Here is a 23568-nt window from a genome sequence, read left to right as displayed (position 1 = left end):
TTCTCTTAGAGTCTTATATCCTATCAGAAAAATTTATTAAACCACTCTATCTAAGTTCTTAGTTTTGATACCTTTTATATATTGCCCATTTATTATTCATTCTTCAAAAGGTTTATTTTATATTAAACTCAATAAAAATATATTGTAGTGTATTTAAAAAAGACTTTATGGATAAATCCACAAAGTCTTTTAAATGTTATATTTAATTATTATTGTGTAAAAGTTGATGGTACAATAGCTAAATTTATCACCCATTTTAATAGAAACCTGAAATGAAATGACATCTAGTAGTAAGTTTAACAACTACATATGTCTTATCAGATTCTACAGAAACTACAGTAACTGACTGTTGTTGAACCTTTTACTGTAACTTTATTGTCAGTAACTTTTTTGAATCTTTCACCACAAAAAAATAATCACACAATTTTAAATGTTATTTTACTTTCTGAGTTATGAACTTAGCATTTTTAAATAAAATAGCTTTTTTTACCATCAAACGCTATAGATTTTTGCATAAACAATCTTACAAATGTGATGCTTCATTGGATTCAATAAATGCTGCTGTTTCTTTTTAGCAGTAAATCCATATCTTTTTTAAAATTTTTTAATAACAAATAGAAGTAGGAAGTATACATATAGATCTAATAGTTCCAGAACATAATACTGTATGGAAATATTAATTTCTCATTACTTAAACATTACATATAAAAAAGACTTTGCGGAAAATTCCACAAAGTCTTTTTTAATAAAATTATTAACGAGTTAAAGTCACAGAACCTACTGTTACTGTATTGCCTTTGTTATCAGTACCAGAAGCACCATTAGTAACTGTGAATGAAGTAACTGTAGTACCAGTTAATCCAAGAGCTGAGAATTTCACAACTACAGTTTTCTTAGCGTTAGATACAGAAGCTACAGTACCTTGTAGACCATTAACTGTTACTTTATCTCCTGTAGCAATGTTTAATGCATCAGAGAAAGTAAATGTTACTTGTTGATCTTGACCAACAACACCTACAGTACTTGTAAGTTGAGTACCACCGTTTACAGCATAATTGAATGTACCATCTTTATCTTCAGATAAGTTAAGAGTTGTACCTGTTGCAGAAGCTTTAACTTTTACTGTTGAGTTTAGATTAATTTTGTACACTAAATCTGCTAAACCTGTGAATAAGTTTGCATCACTTGGTCTTGCATCAGCATGATACGTAAATGTAACACCGTTAACTGTAATTGTATTACCGTATGCAGCAGTGATTAGGGCTGAGTCAACTGTAGCAACTGCAGGAGTTGTAGCAGAACCTGCTACAGTTACAGCAGCAGTAGTTAATGTAGAATTAAATGCATCAACAGTAACTGCACCACCAGTAGTAGCTGCACGTACAATTTTAAATGTTACAACACCATCTGCATCTTTGCTGTAGTGTACTTCAGCACTATTAGCATACTTTTTCAATTCTGCAATAAATGCGTCTGCATCAGCAAGTGGAGCATTGTTTTCAGCTACAAATTTAGCATCTTTATAAGAAATTGGTTTCTTACCATCGAATGTTAAAGTTTTATCTGTAGTATTTACTGAACCAATTCGACCAACATGATTATTTGCTACTTCACTTGATGAAGTAAATGTTGCTGTTGCTTCTTTAGCAGTAAATGCATAATCTTTACTGTCAGCAGGATTAATAGCAATACCAGTAGCAATTACGCGTACAGATGAAGGTTTACCATCAATAGCTTTTACTTGTAAATCAGATGATGATAACTCACCTGGGTACGATAATGTAATACTACGATTTGGTGAAACTACTTTACCTGCTACATCAATATCATTTGAACCTGTGTTCCATACTGTATAAGACACTGATTTAATAGTTGCAGAGATAACTTTATCACTTTGGTTAACTAATTGTGCTTTAAATGTTGCTACTGCACCATCTTCGAACTTAGTTTCTTTCTTACCTGCTGTATTATAAGACTTGATAGATGCACCATCAAGGTAAGCTTTTTGGAAGTAAGAAATTGGAGCAACTGCTTTTGGTTCACCCTCATCAAGAGTAGCTTCTTTTGCATTAGAAGTGTTGATGTCAATCCAAGCAACTGGAGTTGCATAGTCGTTTACTTTATCAGAACCAATAACAAATGTAGCTTCACCTTTTTCATCTGTTTTCACAGTGATTTGCTTAGCTTTTGTTCCAGTGTAATAAACTTCATTATCAGCATCGATAAATTTCGCATCAGTAACTGTAGAAATAACGCGATCTAAATCTTCGTTAAATGCTACGTTTACCACTTCGTTTTTAGCTAATTTGCCATCTTTATCTTTTACAACAACTTTATATTCGCGACCGTTATCTTGGCCAGTTGCTGCAACTTCTCCACCTGTACGAGTTAACTCAAGTGTGTAATCTGCTTGTACTGCAGCAAATTTCACTTTAGATGCAGTTACTTGTAAAGCAGATGTTTTGTAAGCTTTAGCATTTTCACCAGCAGTAGTGTTTACTGCATAAACAACAGGAGTTACCTCTGCATTTGTACCAGAAACTGTGAATGTTGCTTCACCTTTAGAATCAGTTGTAACTTGAGCAGCATCTAAAGCTGTGTTGTTACTTAATTGTAACGCTTTAACACCATTAACTGTAGCGTTTGCTACTTTGTCAGATGTTACATTCATGTTTTCTACAAAACCAACGTTGAATGTTTTATTAGCTTCTGGTTTACCAGTTTTAGGGTTTTTGTACGTAACTTTGTATGTTTTGTTAGCGCCGTTGTTAATTGTAGCACCTGTAGTTACTTCTTGGATTGATAGAATTGTATCTACGCCCCAGAATACATAACCAAGTGAGAATTTAGAACGGTCACCAGTTGCATAAGCAGTTACTTCATCAGTAGTATCTTTATAACGAGTATAAGAATATGTTGCAATACCCTCTTCGTTAGTTACAGCTTCTCCTACTAAAGTTGGCTTAACTGCATCATTGTCCCCTGGTACATTGAATGTAACAGGAATACCAGCTTTAGATTGACCTTCAGCTACAGTTACTTTAGCTTGAACTTTAACTTCTTGACCAAGTTTACCTTGAACTGCAGAAGATACTAATTCAACTTTAGTTGGAATTACAGCTGCAATACCTTTAAATGAACCAAGTTTTTCGTCATCCAAAGTTACAGCGTATTCTTTACCAGCTTCTTGAGCTGCAGTAGTTAAAACTACAACTTTTTTGTTAGATTGCTTTACAGAAGCATTTTTAATTTCTAATCCATCAATTTTGAAGTTTAGAGCTTGAACATTCTCAACTTCTTCGTCGAATGTTACTTCAACAGTTGTGTTGTTGATTGCTTTGATAGCTGCATCAACTGGAGTTTCAGTATCAACTAAATCAAGCGTACGAGCGAATACTACTGCGAAATCTTGACGAGTGATAGCTGCGTTTGGTTTTAAGTTTAATTTACCGTTTTCTTCAGAACCAGTGAAGATTCCGTTTGCTACAGCAGTTTCTAGAGCAGTTTTAGCCCAAGGTTTAACTTGAGAAGCGTCAGCGAATTGGCCTAGGCTTTCGCTACCTTCTAAACCGAAAGCATCTACAAGAACTTTAGCAGCTTCAGAACGAGTTAAAGATTTGTTTGGTGCAAATTCAGTTGCACTAACACCTTCAAAAATGCCGTTAGCTACAACAGCAGCGATTGAGTTGTAGTACCAAGCGCCTGCTTTCACATCTTTGAAGTTTACTTCGCCGTCAGCTTCTAATTCTAGAGCTTTCGTGAAGATTTCTGCAGCTTGTGCACGAGTTACTGTGTTAAGTGGGTTGAAGTTCCCGTTAGTATCACCTTGGATTACACCAGCGTCAACTAAAGATTGAACTGCTTCTTTAGCGTATCCAGAGATTTTGTTATAGTCGTTTACTTGCGCAGCAGATGCTACAGGAACGATTGCTGATGCAACTAATGCAGCTGTTGCTGATGCCGCGAAAAACTTACGGCCTTTGTTTTGCTTTGCCATTAATGTATTCCTCCCTAAAATTCCTTAAATTGATATTAATCCAACGAAAACTATAGTACCGCCTAGTTACCTAAATGTATGTATTATAGCTTTCTTGAATAATACAAAACTAAAGCAAATTTGTTAGTAAATTTACTAGAAAAAGCGTAGTAGAATACCATTCTAGTAAGTTTATTCACTTTCTACAATAATATAACACTATCTTTTCCGAAATTCAAGCATTGGGACATAAATTTAGTTATAGAAGATTTTTTTACCATACCTAATATGGTATTTAATAGAAACCATTAAAATTACAACTAATTATATCCTCATTTGGATTGGTAACATATAGTTCCGTTACCTATTATACCTTACTCTCAATAATAACCAAGCATTTTCTGGAATGGTTACTAAATTGTCAAAAATTAAAGACTCCCGTAATATTTTAGTTATAATTGTAAAGAAACAGAAATATAGAAGGCGTTTCATAGCGAATTCTGCCTCTTCCTCACCAACTTTATGAGTTTCTTCTTTATTAAGTAAAAAGCTAAATCTATCTGTCCCCATGTTGTAATAATAGATTGCCACTTTTTATGCTACACTTTTGATAGTTTGATAGAACATATCAGCTATTGAAGGGAGCTTAAAAAATGAAACGTAAATTTCCTCTTTACGGGGCCGTGCTGGCAGGCATGTTATATCTTGCGCCAACTTCCGCTTCAGCAGAAGATATTTCGAAGCACTGGGCCTACCATGAAATGAACTATCTTATTACCAACGATTTAATGAAGGGCGATGAATTCGGCCATTATCGTCCGAATGATGCTGTCACTCGTGCTGAATTTGCAGCCTTTCTTGTTAGAACACTGAACTTGCCAGCAGCTTCTAGTCAGACAACCTTTACAGATGTAAAAAAAGGTGACTGGTATTATGGGGTAGTCGAGCAAGCAAGCTATCATGGGCTAATTAAAGGTGACGAGCAAGGCAAATTCCATCCGAATAATCACATTAATCGTCAGGAAATGGCCGCTATGTTAAAAAGAGCTCTTACTTATCAAAACATCAATACATCTTCCTCCCCTATTGCTTTTAGTGATAATGCGCGCATTGCCAAATGGGCCTATGCAGATGTACAAGCTGTCGTCACAACAGGACTACTTGTTGGGAAGCCAAATAATCAATTTGCCCCTCTTGCTCAAACAACTCGTGCTGAGGCAGCTACCGTGCTCTATCGTTTAATCCATCTAGAGGCTCCTGGGACGGGTGGTAAGCAATACATGACGACGAATTACTCACATGATTACTCCTCTGTAGTGAGTAAACAAACAATGAATAATCCAAAGGTCGATGGTGCTGGCATTTTCACGGCTAGCGAGGCACTAGTGTCATACTATGTACACCCAAAAAGCTTTATGCAGGATAGCCCATCTTATTATCAATTCCTAAAATTATCTACTGTCGTCAATAATCTGAGTGCAAAAGAGCTAAATGATAAAGTACTTACCAATAAAGGAAGCTTAGCAGGTACAGCGGATGCCTTTATTCAAGCTGGTGTAGACAATAAGATCAATGCTATTTATTTAGTCTCCCATGCCTTGCATGAAACAGCCAATGGTGGTTCTGCACTTATTAAAGGGATCGAGGTTGGCTTAGATACAAATGGCAAGCCGATGGTAGCAACACCAGAAAATCGTGATAAATTAACTGCTATTAAGACAACCTACAATGCTTACGGTATTGGCGCTATTGATGCTGATGCTAATAAGTATGGTGCGGAGCGCGCTTATACAAATGGTTGGTTTACTGTTCAGGATGCCATTATCGGAGGTGCCCAATTTGTAAAGGATCAGTATATTAGCAGGGGGCAGGATACGCTCTATAAAATGCGTTGGAATCCTGATAATCCGACAGTCCACCAGTATGCAACACATGTGATGTGGGCTGTCATTCAAGCGAAAAAGATCTATGATATTTATGAATTAATTGGTGCTCATACGACAACAAACCTAGTGTTTGATGTGCCTGCCTATCAAAGTCAATCTTCCGCTCCTTCATTACCGAGTCCATCGAAGCAATACGCATTGGATTTAGGGTTAGCTGGTGCAACAGGGAAAACGACGATTAATCTCAATATGAGAACGTATCCGAATACAGCAGATAATGCTTCGATTATGACGAATTTGCCAAAGGATACCTCCTTTAAAATTCTTGGTGAAAATGGTGGTTGGTTGAAAGTAAGTGTCAATGGACAAGAGGGCTGGGTGATTGATGATTATGTGAGTCTTGAAAATGGCTTACAAATTGTTAATATGAACATTACACTTAATGTTCGAAGCGAACCATCTACTACAAGTGCTATTTTAGGTACTGTTAAACCGAATGGCTTTATTATCGGTGTTGTAGACGATAAAGGTGAGTTTATAAAAAATGGTGCCTGGTATCAGGTGCTTTACAACGGAAAAACAGGCTGGGTACATGGCGATTATATTGTAAAAAAATGATTTTAATAGGAGGCGCAAAAGAAGAGTGCGATGATGATTCGCACTCTTTTTGTTAGTCATTTATTATCACCGAGATGAAAGCGCTATATAATAGAAGAAACTCGAAATTTTAGGATATAATTTTCATACTATCCCCCTAAAATTTAGTAAATTCTATGTCAAAATAGGGTCCTAAAAAAGCTTAATAGGACGATTGCTATTCCATGTAAAAATCGTTACTGAACAGAGCTATACTTTAGGTAATCATCGTTAAACCCATTATCGAAAATTTCCTGTCAATATTGCTTTTGTGGTATGATAGATTGCAGTGAAAATGGAATTACAGAAAGGTTTGAACACTATATGAGGCATGTAACGATTATGGGCGTACCCTTTTTACATATTGGTCAGCAAGGGTTTGTTGATTTACTCGTTAATCGTATTGAACAGCAAGAAAAAACTTTCGTTGTGACAGCCAATCCTGAAGTTGTCATGCAGGCAAATGAAAATCCAACTGTCATGAATTACTTAAAGCAGGCAACTTACATTTGTGCGGATGGCATTGGCGTCGTTAAGGCTGCACAAATTCTTGGTGATTCACTTCCAGAGCGTGTAACTGGCTATGATACGATGGTACGTCTGTTGGAAGTTGGTCAGCAAAAGCATTTTAAAATTTATTTACTAGGTGCTCAAAAGGAAACCATCGAAAAGACGGTTGCCAATATTCATGAAAACTATCCAAATGTTGATGTCGTTGGCTATCATGATGGCTACTTCGACTGGAATAATAATGATTTTGCAAATGAAATTGCAACTTTACAGCCTGATCTAGTATTTGTGGCATTAGGTGTACCAAGACAGGAAAAATGGATAACGGAAAACCTTGAAAAATTTTCAAAGGGTGTATTTATCGGCGTAGGTGGCTCCTTCGATGTCATCGCTGGTACTGTAAAACGTGCTCCAGTAATTTGGCAAAAATTAAATCTTGAATGGCTCTATCGACTGTTACGCCAGCCAAGTCGATTTGGAAGAATGCTTGTACTCCCTCGCTTTGCTTTAAAAGTATTTGCATTAAAGCTTAAAGGTCAGGGCAAAACAAAATGAGTCAGTCAACATTTGTTAAAAGCACACTCATCCTAACGATTGCCACCTTACTTTCAAAAGTAATCGGTAGTATCTTCCGTATACCACTTCAAAATATTGCTGGTGATGAAGTACTCGGTATTTTTAGTCTTGTCTATCCTGTTTATATGGTAGCACTTTATTTATCCGTTGCGGGTATCCCTATTGCTATTTCTAAGCTAATAGCCGAAGCTAGGACGAGTCAGGATACTGCCAAAATTAAGAAAATTTATGTGACTGCAAGAATCCTTGCATTATCCTTTGGCGTCATTAGTTTTACAATCATTTACGGCTTTTCAGAGCAGATAGCGAATGCACTTGGTGGGCCCTCAACAGAGATTGCCTTAATTATTGTTGCCCTTACTTTACTGGTAGCTCCTTATATGGCTGTCTATCGTGGATTTTTCCAAGGTTTTGGAGATATGCGCCCTACTGCCATCTCTCAAGTGATTGAGCAGTTAGTACGTGTTGCGTTAATTTTAATTGTTGCGTATTTCCTAGTAGCAATGGATTATTCAAATGATATCGTAGCTGGTGGAATTATGGCAGGCTCTGTGTTAGGAGCCCTCGGGTCACTTTTCTATTTACTCTTTAAATATTTCCGTTCTTCGGTAAAAGTGACGAGTAAGGAGAAATATTCTGGTAAGGATTTCTCTAAATACAGTAAAACCATTTTAAAAATTTCGATTCCCATTGCGATCGGTTCTGTGACAATGGCACTCTTTAACTTTGTTGATTCCTTTACGGTTACATATGGCTTAAGAAGTGCTGGTGCAGATGCGAGTGAAATTAGCTACCTTTATGGTATTTATGGTCGAGGACTAACATTAGTTCAAATTACGACTGTTTTTGCTTCTTCAATTATCTTGCCCCTTGTGCCGTTGATTACAACGAAGCTAGCTGAGCGTAAATTGGATGAAACACGCACTATTATTGAGCAAACTCATCGTATGACACACCTTATTTCATGGCCAGCTGCGATTGGGTTACTAGCCCTAACCTTACCTTTAAATCTAGCTCTTTTTAAAGACTTAGAGGGAAGCTTAATGTTAGCTATCATCAATCTAAGCTCTGTCTTTACATCACTAACTTTGCTTGGAACAGGAATTCTACAGGGTATGAATGCTGCCAAAAAAGGAGCTCTCATTATTTTGAGTGGTGTTGTCCTTAAGGTGTTTTCTAACATCTTCCTTATTCAAGCATTTGGTTTAGATGGTGCTGCCTATGCAACTTTGCTAGTGTATTTTGTGTTATTTATTGTGAATTCTGTCTTTATTTATCGTATGATTCGCTTTACTGTCCTTGGAAAAGATACGGTGAAAATGATTGTGTCTTCCATTGTAATGGGAGCAGCAGTTGGATTACCAACACTTTGGCTTGACTTTACACATTGGTCAAGAATGTCGGCAATGGGCTATCTAACTGTCGCAATCGTAGTTGGTGGGGCTCTTTACTTCCTTCTACTATGGCTGATGAAAGCTATTCATAAACAAGATTTAAAGAAAATCCCTGTTATTGGAAAAAGATTTTCATAAATAAGAGAGGTAGGACACTTATGTCAAAACAGAAATGGCTTTGGGGGATCATTGTTCTTTTACTCGTCGTTTCCTCTACAGGTATCATGAAGAGGTGGAATGCGGAGCAATCGAATGATGCTTATGAGATTGTTATTCCCTATGATGAAATACAAACCGCAGAAAAAAATAGCGACCTAACAATGGATGAAATTCTTTCCTCCTTAAAGGATGCTGGGCTGAATACTGTGAGTCTAGAGCCCTTAACATTAAAGGAAATGGAAAAGCAAAACTTAATTACCGTTTATAAAGAAAGTGAGTTAGCAGCACAATTATTGTTTACACCTTATAAAGATGCTGTTGATATCTCTAATAGCGGCTATTATATTCGAGTGCCTGAAAATGAAAGCTACCAAAAGCTGATCATGGAGAGCGTTGAACCAGAGGAAGTACAAATAGGAGAAGAGCCTTTTTATTTCCTTCCTACTTCTAACCACAATTTTGATTTAAAAACACCAATTGGCTATGATCAACCTGCTATTGACATGATTAGTAAGCATGGACTAGCCCACATCTTTAAGGTGGAAAATGCAGATAATGAAGTAGCTAATGGAAAGTTGGTGAATCAATTAGTCGCTTTAAAAGAAGCTTCAGCAGGCCGCTTACTTGGTCAAGGTGATGAAGCTATTGGTTTTGGACAAGAAGACGGCAATCAATTAGTTGAAAAATTAAATGATGCTGGCTATTACTTCTACACAATTGAAAGTAACCCACTCAAAGGCGAAAGTAAAATCGCTCAAATGACGGATTACAATATGATTCGTTTGCATAGTATCAATGTCAACAGAGAGACTAAATTAAAGCTAAATGCAAGTATTGATCGTACAACACGAGCTGTCAAAGAGCGTAATATTCGCTCCATCTTCTATCATATTAAAACAACAGGTAATGCCAAAGAAAATGTAGAAGAAACGATTGATTATTTAAATGGTGTGCATGACACAATGCCAGATCATTTCAAAGCAGGTGAACCAAAGCTATTTGATAAAGTAGTCGTGCCAGCTTGGGTCACAGCAGCCGTATTAGTAGCAGGTATTTTATTTACCTTTATCATTTCAGAATTAGTAAAATGGATGCCTCTTCGTATCGCGGCAGCTGGCTTTATGGCTGTACTAGCAATTGCGTACTTTATTCTGAAAAGTACTCTATTTTTACAAGCATTTGCACTCATTATTGCAGTCCTTGCCCCAACCTATGCAGTCATCAAATCAGCGCAAGGTTCTACGAAGGTGTCTAACATATTGCTCCAATACTTAAAGGCAGTAGCAATTAGCGTTATTGGCATTGTAATTGTTATTGGCTTATTGAATGGTAATGCCTTTATGACAGGGTTTGCTGTATTTAAAGGGGTTAAGCTTGTTTATCTTATTCCAATTATGGGTGTTTTACTATTTACAGTGATTGAGATTAACCGACTAGCTGATCAAAACATTAAGAACTCTTTATCGAATACGGTAACATTGTTAAATAAAGAGTTGAAATATTGGCATGTGCTACTACTCGTTGTGTTGGCAGGTGTCGGATTATTTTACATTAGCCGAACAGGGAACTCTGGCTCTGTAAGTGATATGGAATTAGCCTTTAGACAATGGCTAGAAAATACATTGTATGTTCGACCAAGAACAAAGGAATTTTTAATTGGTTTCCCATTCTTCATTTTAGCGTTATATGTAATGGGTATTAATCGCAAATGGGGAAGTATTCTCCTAGTACCAGGTGTTATCGGTTTCTTATCCATCATGAATACATTTACTCATCTACACATCCCAGTAGCTGTTTCTGTATTACGTACACTATACAGTGTATCTCTAGGTCTTGTAGTAGGATTGGTGTTTATCCTAATCTTCAAAATCGGTTATCGTTGGGTTTCTAAGGCAATCGCGAGGTGGTCATAATGCACGTTGTTTTATCTGGCTATTATGGATTTGATAATGTCGGAGATGATGCCATTCTACTGTCCATTATCCAATCTCTCAAAAAGTGGCAAAGTGATATAGAGATCACGGTATTATCTAATAATCCAGCAGCTACTGAGCAAACATATGGTGTCAAAGCCATTAACCGATGGAAAATGAAAGAAATTCGCCAATTACTTAAAACAGCGGATGGACTTATTAGTGGTGGTGGTAGTCTCATGCAGGATCAAACAGGCATGAAAACGATTCCTTACTATGCGGGCGTTATTCAAATCGCAAAATGGTTGAAAAAACCAGTATTTGTTTACGCCCAAGGCATGGGTCCGATTAATCATCCGCTTAGTAAATTTATTGTTCGTACAGTTTTTAATAAGGTCGAGCAAATAACAGTCAGAGATAGAGCCTCTTTAGCTCTTTTAACAGAGATCGGTGTACGAAAAGAAACAAAAATCGTGCCAGATCCTGTTATGGGATTGAACGGTAATGACTTTCATTGTGATTGGCTAGAAAATGTCTCTTTGTCAGCCGATAGCTATATTTCTGTAAGCGTTCGAGATTGGCCTTCCGCTGTTGCCTACAAAGAAAAAATTGCACACAGCCTAGATGAATTAGTACGTCAGGGTGAGCAAATCGTCTTCCTCCCTATGCATGGTGAGCATGATTTTACTACTTCACAGGAAGTAGCAGCACTTATGAAGGAAAAGAGCTTGATTGCTCCTGCTGATTTATCTATTGAGGAAAAAATCGCAGTGATTGGTCAATCTCAACTATTGATAGGTATGCGACTACACTCCTTAATTTTCTCGGCAATCTATGCAACACCGTTTATTGCCATTTCGTATGATCCGAAAATTGATGCTTTTGCTGATATCGTTGATCAGCCTGTCATCGGTCATGTCGAGGTTGATGATTGGAATGGTGTAACATTGTTTGAACAAGCTGTAGCAATTCTTGAATCCTATACAACAGTTCAAGAAAAAATGCGCCAGGCCGTCATCCCATTGCAAGAGGAAGCAACTGCAACTGCTAAATTAGCAATTGATGCTTTGTCAAAATAAACATTAAAAAATGATGAATTTCAATTAACATTGAAATTCATCATTTTTTTCCTACTTCTAATAATTTTAAAATGGATTGTGCCTGTTGCATATGCATCGCTAAAACATATTGACCTGCTTGCATTAAAATCTGCGCCTTCACCATAGTCATCATCTCTTTTGCGATATCCGCATCTCGAATACGAGACTCTGCTGCTTGTAAATTCTCAGCCGTGTTCACATTGGCATTATAGGCATGTTCCAAGCGGTTCTGATAGGCACCAAGACGTGAGCGCTCATTGGAAACTTGTTTTAAGGCTTCATCCATCGAAGACATGGCTTTTTCCGCTTCCTCACGAGTAGCAATAGAAGCATCCTTCAACCCAAGTTTCTCAGACCCCATCCCATTGATAAATAATTCGATACTCTGTCCTGCATTGGCGCCTGCTTGAATCTTGATGCCATTTGTTTCATAATCCCCGTTAAGTAATGTCTTCGTATTAAATTCTGTATCGGTTGATGTGCGCTGGATTTCCTTTTTTAATTCCTGAAATTCCAAATCTAATTTTTTACGATCATCATCTGTTAATGTATCATTGGCTGCCTCCACTGCTAACTCACGCATACGCTGAATCATGGCATGTGTCTCATTCAGTGCCCCCTCTGCCGTCTGCACAAGCGAAATACCATCCTGTATATTCTTAGCTGCCATATTCAAGCCACGAATTTGAGCACGCATTTTTTCAGAAATCGCCAGTCCAGCTGGATCGTCCGCTGCACTATTAATTCGATATCCGGAAGAAATTCGTAGCATGGCTTTACTCATCGCCCCATAATGACGATTCATATTATTGAGGATTGCCATCCCTGTTGCAGACCACTTACCAAGCATGATTTCACCACCTTCTTGTTTTTATATCGGTCCAACATCTCATCTATTGACCTTAATATTGGAAATGGTTTCTAATTTTTTATGTGTTTTTAACATTTTATAGTTGATTACCTACATAATAAAAGCACCTGCTTGTCATTTATGATAAGTAGGTGCTTACTGGACATTCCATCTATTCAATTTTGAAACCCCCAAGTTGATGGCTCTTTTGCTGTAGCAATTCGAAAAAGAGTTCTTTATCATTCTCTAGTAATGCCTGATCAATCAAATGATCCAAATTTTTCTCCTCTAGCTCTGCAATAAGCTGATCGATTTCGCCAACCGTCACAGTAGAAACCATTGGAATTTGTTGCTTTGGTGTAGCGCTTTCAAGTATTGGTGCTAAATGCTCATGAACATTGGTAATAAGCAATAGTTGATAAAGTGGTAACCGAATAAAGCGATTTCCTTTTTGGAAAACAAAAACCTCAGATAAATTTTCAATCTGCTGTGTCTTCATATTGATGATCATCTCTTTACCTTCTATGGGAATGAAATGGAAAATCTCATTCTCTTTTAAAATAGAGAAATATTGATAAGCAAATACGAGACGTAATTTATCTCCAGTAACTTTTGTGTAAAACGGCTTCATGTATTGAACTTGCATCATCCTTCATCCCTCCCTAGTTATCTGATTATTCAGATTTTAACACAAATCAAAAGCCTTGTTAACTATCTTTAACTCATTTTTTTCTTTCTGATCATTCAGCTTATCATTACTGCATTTTAATCGTATAATGGAAGGACAGTCTTTTTTTCCTTTTTACAATTAACAATGTTAACTATAGCCATACAAGATGAAAGGAGTGAGGTTATGGCATTGTCTATATCGCAATTAGCTAAGGAACATCAAGCATTTGTGCTGACTAAATTAAAAGAAGCTGAACAAGAGTTACATCCTTCCTCTACCGAAGATGAGGAACTAGTGCGCCGTGCTGTCTTTTCAGTAAGGAATAAATCCATTGTTTTTGAACGATTTAATGGAGCAAGTTCTATATTATATGCAAGTGTTCAAGATGTCAGACCCGCTTCTGTTGAAATTGATTTTTCAAAGGAAGAGCTACATTGTAGCTGTCCTCAAGCAAAATGGTGTCGACATCAAGTAGGTGCTTTACTCGCTCTCTACCAATATTTTGATTCGGTTCAAAATTGGTCGAGTGCTTGGCGTGCACAAAAATCAGTTCAATTAAAATCTTTAGCAGATGAACGCAGCCCGCAAAGCTGGTCGATGATGGTGGATGAGGTGATGAAACGATTATTACCACCTGGGCGCATACTCGAAGGCTATGGGCTTTCCGCTGTAAGAACCGATGCTTTGGAGCGTCTTCGTCGACATATGCCCTTTGAGCGTGAATGGCAACCCCTTTATAAGCTTTATATGGAGTTAGCCATTTTTAATTCAATATGGCGGCATTTAAATGAAACACCTGGACATTCGTTAGATTCACCTTATATGAAATATTTTATCGAGCAAAGCACGCAATCTTTTGAGAGCATTCTTACAGAGCTTTCTAATCGATCACGACTATTTGCGACAGATCCATTTTATGATGCCATCCAAGAGCTAGTAAGAGAATTTTTATTAGAAAGACAAGGGCTTTTCGCCAATCGCCTTCGTCTATACATGCTACTATGGGCAGTGCTTTTTTATGAGAAGCCTCGTCGTGAACAGGAATTGGCATTTATAGATAATCTTGATAAACCTTCAACAGAAATTTCTCTACAATCGTTAAAATTATTATTTTATGTGCTATTACAGAAAGAGGATTTATTGCTTGAAAATTTGGCACAGATTGATTTACCACAAATGCAGGATTTGTTTGAACTAGCTACTTTTGCTCAACGTGCTGGAGAGTCCTATTCATTAGCAATCATTTTACGAGCAATTTTACCTTTGACAGAAGTATTTCTACAGGAGGTCGTTCCAGTCGTTCAGCGTGCCCAATACGTAAGGCAATTTCAACTTTTATTTGACGAGATTCAGCTTACGGAGGAAGAGGAAGCAATGCTTTATAGTGCCTTTGGTGTATATGGACTACAGCCGTTCTCAAGTTTTTTAATTAAAAAAGGTCACTATCGGGAATGGGCAGCTCTACATCAACTAAACCCATCATCCCTCTCCTACTTAGAAATGTGTGGATTAAAGGATGTATTACAGGTTGAACCTGCAACTGTTTTACCTTTATATCATGTCTATGCAATAGCTGAAATTGCGCAAAAATCACGCTTAAATTATAAACAGGCTGTGCGCATTTGGAAAAGTATGCGTAGCGCTGCAAAGCGAGCTGGCAAAACAGCTTATTTTGAAACATATATGCAAACCATTCGTGCAGAATATAAACGACTACGTGCGTTACAAGAAGAAATTGAGAAAGGAAATTTAGTATGATGACAATAAATGCTCCTTCCCCTTTTTCCAAAACACAACAGCTCCGTATCGAAGTAGCTCGGGAAGGATATTTTACGTTGCAGGGTTTTACTGCAAATGGTACAACAATCGATGTAGATACATTAATTTCTTCGCTATTCTTTACTTATGAGGCAAATGTTTATGGATTAGTAACAAATCGGGCTGATTTTACGATTGAAGTTTCTTCAGCTGAGTTACTAGATATTTTTTCAACAAGCTTCCAGCACCCCTTCATCAATTGGATTGGTGCAAATGAAGAAAGTATAAAATGGTTAAATAAAGTTTATGCATTACAAGCATACTGGCAAGAGCCATCACTTTGGTCACATGCTGTGATTGCAGATGATTTTTCATCATTAACTTTCCCTATTGATCATATAGATTCAGCATTATTGGAAACGGCTGTACAGCAGAAGCTTTCACAGGTTGGGCTAATACTAGCTGATTTACCAAAGTTACTACCCTTTTTCCTACGTGGCGGCTGGCCTTTGGATCAAGCTCGTCAAGCTGGAGCTGTTTCCGTCTCTTTACGATTAAGTGAGCCAGAAGAAGATGCCGATGTATGGTTATTAGAAACGGTCCTAAGCACTGCTACAACCAAAAACTATTGGACACCTGCTATACGTAAACAATCCTTACCTATTGAAGAAGCACTACCTACAAAGTGGCGAATGTTCGCGACTGAAATTACGCAGCAACAACAGCAAATTGTAGAACTTCTATCCATCGATACAATTAATAGTGATATCTTTATTCGTGTGACACTGGAAGATTTAGAAGTTCGCTCTTTTTTACGTGAGGATCTTGCTAGATTGCAGGCACTTGGTTTTGATGTTGTATTGCCAGCATGGCTAAAGGATTTAAAACAATCTAAAATTCGAGTACGCGTTACAACCAGTAATGTTTCCACAAGGAAGGTAGCAGGTTTAGATGATATTTTAACGTTTAAATGGCAGTTTTCTATGAACGGACAAACGATTTCAGCTGAGCAATTTAAAAAACTTGTGGATGAGAAACGTGAATTTATTCGTATTGGTACTGAATGGTTCCGAGTAGATGCCAATTGGATGCAAGAAATGCGTGAATTGATGCAACAAGCAGAAGATGAAAGTTGGACTGTTCGAGAATTATTATTTAGAGAGTTACCAGAAGACTTGTCTGCCCCTCTTGAGGAAGAAGATGCAGATGATGCACTGAGAGATGATCCAATCTTTGCATTGGAAATACAACAATCATTAAAAGCATACATGGAGCAACTTTTGGAGAAGAAAGGCTTGCCTGCCGTCCCGATTCCCTTGTCTCTACAAACCGAATTACGCCCTTATCAATTAGAGGGCTTTGAATGGTTAGTCTTTATGCGCCAACAAGGTTTCGGTGCATGTCTGGCGGATGATATGGGACTTGGAAAAACGGTTCAGTTGATTACCTATTTGCTTCATATTTATGAGTCATCAACTGATTACACAAAGCCATCTATCATTATTTGTCCCACTTCAGTGCTTGGGAACTGGCAAAAAGAACTTGCTCGATTTGCTCCTTCCCTGATTGTGCATACGCATTATCAAGCAAATCGAGCAAAGGATGAAGAGTTTAAACAGCTAGTGACAGAAGAAAGACCACATGTCATTTTATCAACCTATGGTACTGTGTCACAGGATACTGAATTTTTACAGAATATTGATTGGGCAACGGTGGTACTCGATGAAGCCCAAAATATAAAAAATATGCAAACATTACAATCAAAAGCCATTCGTAAATTGCTAGGTGACCATCACATTGCTCTCACTGGGACACCTGTAGAAAATCGTTTATCTGAGTTATGGGCTATTTTTGATTTCATTCATAAGGGCTTTCTAGGTAGCTTCGGTCGCTTCAATGAAGAATTTATTTTGCCTATTGAACGGGACGAATCAGAGTCGCATAAGCAGAAGCTTCGAGCTAAAATTCAGCCATTCTTATTGCGTCGTACAAAGCGTGATCCACATTTACAGCTTAACTTACCAGATAAGCTAGAATCGAATGAATATTGTCCATTAACAACAGAGCAAGCTTCACTTTATGAGGGCTATATTTTAGAGACGCTTGATCAGCTGGAGCAGTTAACAGGCTTTCAAAAAAAGGGTCGCGTCTTAAAGATGCTCAGTAAATTAAAGCAACTATGTAATCATCCTGCCTTATATTTAAAGGAACCTTTCGAGGATGCCGAAACAATGCTTGCACGTTCGACTAAGCTAGAGCGCATTGTACAAATGGCAGCTGAGATTGTGGACAATGGCGAGCAATGTCTCATTTTTACACAATATATTGGAATGGGACAATTGCTACAACATTGCTTTAGTGAAATATATAATGTAGATGCACCATTTTTAACTGGTGCCATGCCTAAGCAGCAGCGAGACCGCTTAGTAGAGGCTTTCCAGGCAGGAGATTTCCCTATATTTATCCTTTCTTTGAAAGCTGGTGGAACAGGACTTAATTTAACAGCAGCTAATCATGTTTTACATGCAGATCGCTGGTGGAATCCTGCTGTTGAAAACCAAGCGACCGATCGAGCATATCGAATCGGACAGACACAATTTGTGCAGGTCCATAAGTTTGTGACAATTGGCACGATCGAGGAAAAAATTGATAAGATGCTGGTGCAGAAATCTGCATTATCTGAAGAGCTTATTCAATCAAGCCAGTGGTTGACCGAGTTAGAAGATCAAGAACTCCGCGATTTAATAACATTAGATATATAATAATGAGATGCGCCAAGAGCAAATAGTTCTTGGCGCTCTTTTAGTGGAACTTGCTACTTCTTTTCCCTACTTACTTCATCATTTGTATTTAGTTGTGTTGAAAATTCCATTGCTGTGCGGTCTTCAGCAATGTTTTTTATTTGTGTTCCACATCATTCCTTTCTGTTTGTTACGGTGCAAGAAATATAAGGAGAATGGCGGATCAGACAATGAATGTTCTCTTGCCCCGTATGTAAGCTATTCTTGCTAAGGTAAAACAAAATCCTTTAAGTGTTCCTGTTCATTCGGTGGCTGTGGCGGTACAGTAACTGCTTCGTCACTATCTCTTTGTTTCAGTTGATAAAATCTAACATCCTCAACCACTATCTCTGTCATAAAAATCTTAGTGCTTTCCTCATTTACAAATGACCTTGTTTGAATACGGCCAGTGGCACCGATTAATGAACCTTTACCGCAATATTTAACGATATTCTCTGCAAGCCTTCCCCAAGCTGTACAGAAAACAAAATCTGTATCTACTTCCCCTTGATTGTTTTTAAAATTACGATTAATGGCTAGTGAGAAATGAGTTTGCACACGATTTCCAGATAAGTAACGTAACACCGGGTCTTTTGTAAACCTTCCAACCAATCCGACTTGATTCATTCATTCACCTCCTTTGCTTTTGATTGCTCTCATCTTACAAAATGATTCGGGTATTCGCAAAAATCAATATTGTTAATTTCCTTCAGTTTTTGTGCATAAATTGGGTAAATCGGCATTTTTATTTTTCTATTTTTTATTAATTTTCTAGCTGAATGCGTTAGGCTGTAATGGCAAATGCTATTCCATGAAATCTGCAATTTCGCAGTTTTTGAAAAACCGTCACAGGTGCGCATCACAAACAACAGCTGTCTCATGTGTTATACTAAAAGAATGACAGACTTAGGAGGAATATACATATTGAAAACCTTTAAAATGCTTTCCTTTGACCTTGTCACGAAAGATGGCGTGCAACCATTCCCTTTAATCGATGGCATCATTATTAATCAGGAAAATAGCCATCAATCTTGGGTACTTGAATTGTTTATGGAAAAACAATATCGCTCAACCTTTGATGAGCTCTTAGCGAATCCTACAGTTTTCAATGTACGTGCAGTTATTTCATTCCCAGATAATGAACCCGCTCCTTTTCAGGTGATCGTACATACTGTTGAAGATATCGGTGATCATGTTTCAGTACTATTAAAAGGTACGCTTAAAATTAAACGATCAAAATATGCAGAACAATTACTTTCCGAGCTACTTGCTGAGGGTGTTTCTTTAGAGGATTTACTGGATCGCTTTACACAAGATATGAAAAAGCGACCAAAATTAAAAAATGACTAGCGATGCTAATTTTTGCATCGCTTTTTTTGTTGGACAAGCAGTAATTTTTTTGTACAATACAATTTAAAAAAGGAGGGTTACATTTGGTGGTTGCAATAAGGAAGAAGCCTTTAAAATTAATATGGCTTGAGGCTTTGATGAGGCGCCTTTTAAAGGATGATGTAGAATTTCATTATTATCAAGAGCAGTATCGTCGACTAGATGCAGGGTTTGCTGGCGAACAAAAAGTTGATCGCGTATGGCATGAATTAATATACCCAAATACCTTTTTTGTCTTACATAATTTATGTCTTATGAACTCGGCTCAACATCTGCATCAGATTGATACGCTTTTTATTTGTCCTCATTTTATGTTGGTTGTAGAAATCAAAAACATACATGGTCGTCTTGAATTTGATCAACACACACATCAATGCATACGCACAAAGGTTGATGGTACTGTTGAAGGATTTCCAAATGCTCTTACTCAAACTGAGCGTCATAGGGGATTTCTTAAAAATCTTATTGCAAGTTATTCCCTTCCTGTTGAAGGGGCTGTTGTTATAGCAAATCCTTCCACAATCATCGTCAATTCAACTAGTACTCTCCCCATTTTTCATGCGTCCGGTCTTCATAAGTATCTCCAGTCGCTTTTTAAAAAGCACCCTAAAAAATTAATGACGGATAATCATTTAACCCAATTAGTGAACGCGCTACTTTCTAAACAGATGATTCCTCAAATTCATACATCGATTTCCCCATCACGATTTCGACACGGTGTTCTTTGTCCAAAATGTACCTATCAAAATAATATGTACTTTCATCGTGGCATTTGGAAATGTTCATTTTGTCATTATAGAAGTATAGAAATTTTCGCAGAGGCTATGCTTGATTATCGGTTATTGATTAGTCATTCTATTACCAATAAACAGTTACGAGCGTTTTTTAGAATTAATTCTAGCGATGCAGCTACTCGATTGCTACGGAAGTTTCAGTTTCCATATACCGGTACCTATAAGAATCGTGTTTACCATTTACCTGAAAACTTACTGGAGCATATGAAGAATTTTTTTTGATGGGGGTTTTGCTTAGCTTGCAGGTATTCACTTTGCTTTCGCGGGTATTCACTTCGCTTTCGCGGGTATTCACTCTGCTTTCGCGGGTATTCACTTCGCTTTCGCGGGTATTCACTCTGCTTTCGCGGGTATTCACTTCGCTTTCCTCTAAATTGAAAAAAGAGTGTTTTCCAAAGAGGAAACACTCTTTTTATGTTATCGGTTGTTCATACCATCACGGTATTTTTCAGTGTTGTTTACTTTATCGTCGACAACATCATTATTATTGTTACCGTTCATGTTGTCATTACGTTCAACACCATTTACACCGTTTGCATTTGGTGTGTTGTCATAGCCGTTTGTGCCGTTCATATCGGCATTTGAACCAGGTGTTGTTGCTTCAGGTAATGTTGTATTATCGTTAACAGTACCTCGATCTACACCATTCCCATTTACATTATTGCGATCGTATGCATCGTCACGATTATTCGGATCTAATGCATCCTCGACATTGTCGACTCCTCGACGTACGTCATTCTCGACTTCTCGAACAGGGTGATCTTCTACTGCATTATTTCCCCAGTTACAACCTCCAAGGAATGCAGTTGCAAGAATAATGGTTAAAAATGACATTTTCCACATAGTAAAAAACCTCCTTTCTTGGGTACTATGTCATCAAATACATCTACTGTATTTGTGATCCTACATAGATTGCCCGAGAAAGGAGGGAACTATCCGATTTTTGTACAAACTATTTTTGTTTTTCTTTTAATAACTGTTCAATATATGCTGCCTCTGCTTTACAGTCGTAGCTATAGTTTGTGCCTAGCTCTTTTTGCAATGCCTCGATTGTTTCGACTTGCTGTGCTGTTGGTTCTTCATTTAAAATTTTGGCAATAACCTCATCGATTTTTTGTGCCATTTCTTCATGAAACTGTGCGCTCATCAATGTATCAGAAGGGATTTTTTCGATCCACGCGGCATTCTCCTGAAAATAAGTCTGCCAGTTTGCAATGAAGTCTTCCATGGAAAAGCGCTCTTCATCCCAACCAATACTTGCTAAGTATGTTTCAAAAGATGTTGAAATCGAACGAGTAATGCTAATTTTAATACCTGAAGACAATTCCTTATACATCTTAATAATCCTCCTACGTTTGTAAAACCTAAAAATTACATCTATTTCAATTCACAATCGCTTATTTACCATCGCAATTTAAGAACCTACTAATCAATTTTTGACTTGACTTTATCTATTTTATATCTTTTGGTCTACAAATGCAAATTAAGCTTGTTTAGGCTGTTCAGGCCCAATGGCAAATAGAATATCGGCTTCACATACAAGTTCTCCATCTACCGTTGCTACACCATGACCTTTACCCATTGCGCCACGAAGTTTTACAAATTCTACTTCCAATTTAAGTTGGTCGCCAGGTACGACTTGACGCTTGAAACGACAATTATCAACACCCGTTAAAAATGCTAAACGACCCTTAAATTCTTCAGCATTTAATAAAGCCACTCCACCTACTTGAGCTAAAGCTTCCACAATTAACACACCCGGCATAACTGGATAACCTGGGAAGTGCCCATTAAAAAAATCTTCGTTGATTGAAACGTTTTTTAATCCTACTGCACGCTTCCCTTCTTCTAATTCAATGATGCGATCTACGAATAAAAAAGGATAGCGGTGTGGTAAAATTGCTTGAATTTGTTCTGCAGATAACATGTCATTTCCCCCTCAAAAATTAAGTATGTATACACAAAGTAAGGTAAAGAATAATGTTATTCTTTACCATTCATAATATCAAATATATGCTGCCATGTTTCTCGTTTAAAAATATCCATAGCATTGCCTTCTCCAATAACGCTAAAGCCAAACATTGCGCCTAATGCTGCGGCAACAACGACTAAAATGAGAACAATTACAATGCGTAACCAAATCGGAATCAGTCGGATTTGCACCCATCGAACCTCGCGTTGCTCTCCAGTCGAGCGGCGTTCTTTCTTTTCTGGTTGCGGTTGCGTATCGGTTTCTTGTGTCGGCACAGAACGTCGACGTGAATCGTTTGTCATAGATTGTACTCCTCTTCATTCCTTACTATGCGTTTTTGGATAACTTGCTATCGAATGCCATTAATTAGTCCAAGCATTTGATCTGCTAATGTCACCGCTCTTGCGTTGAATTGATAAGAACGTTGTGTTTGAATGAGTTCTGTCATTTCTTTCGAGAGGTTAACATTGGACATTTCTAGTGTACCACTTTGCATGCCAATTTGCTGACGGTTGGCTCCCACAAGCTCTGTCAAAACTTCCGCCTGCGTATAGCCAAGTTCAGCTAAATTATTAGGTAATCCCATATAAGAACCGGCAACATGCTCCATTAATTGCGGCTTTTGGAATTCTGTTACAGCTAAATTAGTACGAATTATATCTCCATTTGGATAAGCTGCTTCTAATACGCCACCATCTCGAACAGCAAACTTTTGAACCGTGTCGGGTAATGTAATAGCTTGTCCTGCAGCATTAGCTACTGGATAACCCTCTGCTGTTACAAGCATAACTGTTCCATTATTCAATGGAGATAAATAAAAGTCACCTTGTCGAGTATACACTGTTTCAGTTCCATTTTCACCATCTGGCATCAAAATATTGAAATATTGTTTCGCTTTTGTGAAAGCTAAGTCTAAATCACGATTAGTTGTTTGTAATGAACCTTGCTTTTCATTGGATTTAATTTGGCCGACCATTGCACCAGATCCATAGCGAATACCAACAGGTGTTTGTCGTTCTGCGCGATCCTGCTTATCATTATTAAATTGCTGATAAAGTAATTCATTAAAGGATGCTTCCTTTGTTTTATAGCCCGTTGTATTACTGTTAGCAATGTTATTACTAATTGTATCCAGTTTGTTTTGTAATTGCCCCATTGTGTTTGTAGCTGTAATCATTGTACGTAGCATTGATAAAAGCCTCCTG

At 37.6% G+C, this 23568-nt stretch carries 18 protein-coding genes; 9 read left to right on the top strand and 9 right to left on the bottom strand.

Annotated elements, in window-relative coordinates:
• Positions 1 to 754: 754 nt before the first annotated feature.
• The gene (locus RCJ95_RS06680) at positions 755 to 3997 is read right to left on the bottom strand and encodes an S-layer homology domain-containing protein (protein WP_446722041.1); all 3243 of its coding nucleotides are present in this window, start codon (positions 3995 to 3997) and stop codon (positions 755 to 757) included.
• 632 nt (positions 3998 to 4629) lie between these two features.
• Here RCJ95_RS06680 and RCJ95_RS06675 point away from each other — a divergent pair.
• The 5 genes from RCJ95_RS06675 (at position 4630) to csaB (ending at position 12129) form a co-directional block, all read left to right on the top strand.
• Positions 4630 to 6480, top strand: a complete 1851-nt coding sequence (locus tag RCJ95_RS06675; RefSeq protein ID WP_446722040.1) for an S-layer homology domain-containing protein — start codon at positions 4630 to 4632, stop codon at positions 6478 to 6480.
• 342 nt (positions 6481 to 6822) lie between these two features.
• Positions 6823 to 7563, top strand: a complete 741-nt coding sequence (locus RCJ95_RS06670; RefSeq protein ID WP_009371907.1) for a WecB/TagA/CpsF family glycosyltransferase — start codon at positions 6823 to 6825, stop codon at positions 7561 to 7563.
• Positions 7560 to 9116, top strand: coding sequence for a putative polysaccharide biosynthesis protein (locus RCJ95_RS06665; RefSeq protein WP_446722039.1), 1557 nt, complete (start codon positions 7560 to 7562; stop codon positions 9114 to 9116). Before RCJ95_RS06670 ends, RCJ95_RS06665 begins: the two co-directional genes overlap by 4 nt.
• 20 nt (positions 9117 to 9136) lie before the next feature.
• A complete protein-coding gene (locus RCJ95_RS06660; protein WP_446722038.1) occupies positions 9137 to 11050 on the top strand; it encodes a DUF5693 family protein in 1914 nt (637 codons plus the stop codon).
• Positions 11050 to 12129 (top strand): polysaccharide pyruvyl transferase CsaB, encoded by a 1080-nt coding sequence (csaB, locus tag RCJ95_RS06655; RefSeq protein WP_328025401.1) that lies wholly within the window; start codon positions 11050 to 11052, stop codon positions 12127 to 12129. The genes RCJ95_RS06660 and csaB overlap by 1 nt, the downstream gene beginning before the upstream one ends.
• 40 nt (positions 12130 to 12169) lie before the next feature.
• Here csaB and RCJ95_RS06650 read toward each other — a convergent pair whose 3' ends face one another.
• Both RCJ95_RS06650 and RCJ95_RS06645 read right to left on the bottom strand, forming a co-directional pair.
• Positions 12170 to 13000, bottom strand: coding sequence for a flagellin N-terminal helical domain-containing protein (locus RCJ95_RS06650; protein WP_446722037.1), 831 nt, complete (start codon positions 12998 to 13000; stop codon positions 12170 to 12172).
• Between the two features lie 172 nt (positions 13001 to 13172).
• On the bottom strand, positions 13173 to 13649 hold the full coding sequence (locus RCJ95_RS06645; RefSeq protein ID WP_004269498.1) for an IDEAL domain-containing protein: 477 nt from the start codon (positions 13647 to 13649) through the stop codon (positions 13173 to 13175).
• Positions 13650 to 13853: 204 nt separating this feature from the next.
• Between RCJ95_RS06645 and RCJ95_RS06640 the strand changes: the two genes are divergently transcribed.
• The gene (locus tag RCJ95_RS06640; protein ID WP_446722036.1) at positions 13854 to 15428 is read left to right on the top strand and encodes a hypothetical protein; all 1575 of its coding nucleotides are present in this window, start codon (positions 13854 to 13856) and stop codon (positions 15426 to 15428) included.
• A complete protein-coding gene (locus tag RCJ95_RS06635; RefSeq protein ID WP_446722035.1) occupies positions 15425 to 18190 on the top strand; it encodes a DEAD/DEAH box helicase in 2766 nt (921 codons plus the stop codon). The genes RCJ95_RS06640 and RCJ95_RS06635 overlap by 4 nt, the downstream gene beginning before the upstream one ends.
• 246 nt (positions 18191 to 18436) lie before the next feature.
• Here RCJ95_RS06635 and RCJ95_RS06630 read toward each other — a convergent pair whose 3' ends face one another.
• On the bottom strand, positions 18437 to 18835 hold the full coding sequence (locus RCJ95_RS06630; protein WP_257521125.1) for a single-stranded DNA-binding protein: 399 nt from the start codon (positions 18833 to 18835) through the stop codon (positions 18437 to 18439).
• A gap of 297 nt (positions 18836 to 19132) precedes the next feature.
• On the opposite strand from RCJ95_RS06630, the gene RCJ95_RS06625 reads away from it, so the two are divergent.
• Both RCJ95_RS06625 and RCJ95_RS06620 read left to right on the top strand, forming a co-directional pair.
• Positions 19133 to 19558, top strand: a complete 426-nt coding sequence (locus RCJ95_RS06625) for a YwpF family protein (RefSeq protein WP_446722034.1) — start codon at positions 19133 to 19135, stop codon at positions 19556 to 19558.
• Between the two features lie 86 nt (positions 19559 to 19644).
• Positions 19645 to 20613: a nuclease-related domain-containing protein gene (locus tag RCJ95_RS06620; RefSeq protein ID WP_446722064.1), complete on the top strand. Its 969-nt coding sequence runs from the start codon at positions 19645 to 19647 to the stop codon at positions 20611 to 20613.
• A gap of 195 nt (positions 20614 to 20808) precedes the next feature.
• Here RCJ95_RS06620 and RCJ95_RS06615 read toward each other — a convergent pair whose 3' ends face one another.
• The 5 genes from RCJ95_RS06615 to RCJ95_RS06595 all read right to left on the bottom strand — a co-directional run bounded on the left by RCJ95_RS06615 (position 20809) and on the right by RCJ95_RS06595 (position 23552).
• Positions 20809 to 21234 (bottom strand): hypothetical protein, encoded by a 426-nt coding sequence (locus tag RCJ95_RS06615; protein ID WP_257521124.1) that lies wholly within the window; start codon positions 21232 to 21234, stop codon positions 20809 to 20811.
• Positions 21235 to 21343: 109 nt separating this feature from the next.
• Positions 21344 to 21727 carry a hypothetical protein gene (locus tag RCJ95_RS06610; RefSeq protein WP_221679381.1) on the bottom strand — a complete coding sequence of 128 codons (384 nt, stop codon included), beginning with the start codon at positions 21725 to 21727 and terminating at the stop codon, positions 21344 to 21346.
• A gap of 147 nt (positions 21728 to 21874) precedes the next feature.
• Positions 21875 to 22318, bottom strand: coding sequence for a 3-hydroxyacyl-ACP dehydratase FabZ (fabZ, locus tag RCJ95_RS06605; protein ID WP_009371926.1), 444 nt, complete (start codon positions 22316 to 22318; stop codon positions 21875 to 21877).
• 56 nt (positions 22319 to 22374) lie between these two features.
• Positions 22375 to 22665 carry a DNA-directed RNA polymerase subunit beta gene (locus RCJ95_RS06600; protein WP_004269489.1) on the bottom strand — a complete coding sequence of 97 codons (291 nt, stop codon included), beginning with the start codon at positions 22663 to 22665 and terminating at the stop codon, positions 22375 to 22377.
• A 47-nt stretch (positions 22666 to 22712) separates the two neighbouring features.
• On the bottom strand, positions 22713 to 23552 hold the full coding sequence (locus RCJ95_RS06595) for a flagellar hook-basal body protein (RefSeq protein ID WP_221679377.1): 840 nt from the start codon (positions 23550 to 23552) through the stop codon (positions 22713 to 22715).
• Between the last annotated feature and the right edge of the window lie 16 nt (positions 23553 to 23568).

This window comes from Lysinibacillus sp. BSL11 (assembly GCF_052928325.1).
The sequence above is the reverse complement of the archived record's forward strand: the minus strand, read 5'-3'. Positions and strand labels throughout refer to the sequence as shown.

What these genes read in the sequence shown, in the direction of transcription:
- RCJ95_RS06680 (WP_446722041.1), bottom strand. Translation starts at nt 3,997, where the DNA reads ATGGCAAAGCAAAACAAAGGCCGTAAGTTTTTCGCGGCATCAGCAACA.
- RCJ95_RS06675 (WP_446722040.1), top strand. Translation starts at nt 4,630, where the DNA reads ATGAAACGTAAATTTCCTCTTTACGGGGCCGTGCTGGCAGGCATGTTA.
- RCJ95_RS06670 (WP_009371907.1), top strand. Translation starts at nt 6,823, where the DNA reads ATGAGGCATGTAACGATTATGGGCGTACCCTTTTTACATATTGGTCAG.
- RCJ95_RS06665 (WP_446722039.1), top strand. Translation starts at nt 7,560, where the DNA reads ATGAGTCAGTCAACATTTGTTAAAAGCACACTCATCCTAACGATTGCC.
- RCJ95_RS06660 (WP_446722038.1), top strand. Translation starts at nt 9,137, where the DNA reads ATGTCAAAACAGAAATGGCTTTGGGGGATCATTGTTCTTTTACTCGTC.
- csaB (WP_328025401.1), top strand. Translation starts at nt 11,050, where the DNA reads ATGCACGTTGTTTTATCTGGCTATTATGGATTTGATAATGTCGGAGAT.
- RCJ95_RS06650 (WP_446722037.1), bottom strand. Translation starts at nt 13,000, where the DNA reads ATGCTTGGTAAGTGGTCTGCAACAGGGATGGCAATCCTCAATAATATG.
- RCJ95_RS06645 (WP_004269498.1), bottom strand. Translation starts at nt 13,649, where the DNA reads ATGATGCAAGTTCAATACATGAAGCCGTTTTACACAAAAGTTACTGGA.
- RCJ95_RS06640 (WP_446722036.1), top strand. Translation starts at nt 13,854, where the DNA reads ATGGCATTGTCTATATCGCAATTAGCTAAGGAACATCAAGCATTTGTG.
- RCJ95_RS06635 (WP_446722035.1), top strand. Translation starts at nt 15,425, where the DNA reads ATGATGACAATAAATGCTCCTTCCCCTTTTTCCAAAACACAACAGCTC.
- RCJ95_RS06630 (WP_257521125.1), bottom strand. Translation starts at nt 18,835, where the DNA reads ATGAATCAAGTCGGATTGGTTGGAAGGTTTACAAAAGACCCGGTGTTA.
- RCJ95_RS06615 (WP_257521124.1), bottom strand. Translation starts at nt 21,234, where the DNA reads ATGTGGAAAATGTCATTTTTAACCATTATTCTTGCAACTGCATTCCTT.
- RCJ95_RS06610 (WP_221679381.1), bottom strand. Translation starts at nt 21,727, where the DNA reads ATGTATAAGGAATTGTCTTCAGGTATTAAAATTAGCATTACTCGTTCG.
- fabZ (WP_009371926.1), bottom strand. Translation starts at nt 22,318, where the DNA reads ATGTTATCTGCAGAACAAATTCAAGCAATTTTACCACACCGCTATCCT.
- RCJ95_RS06600 (WP_004269489.1), bottom strand. Translation starts at nt 22,665, where the DNA reads ATGACAAACGATTCACGTCGACGTTCTGTGCCGACACAAGAAACCGAT.
- RCJ95_RS06595 (WP_221679377.1), bottom strand. Translation starts at nt 23,552, where the DNA reads ATGCTACGTACAATGATTACAGCTACAAACACAATGGGGCAATTACAA.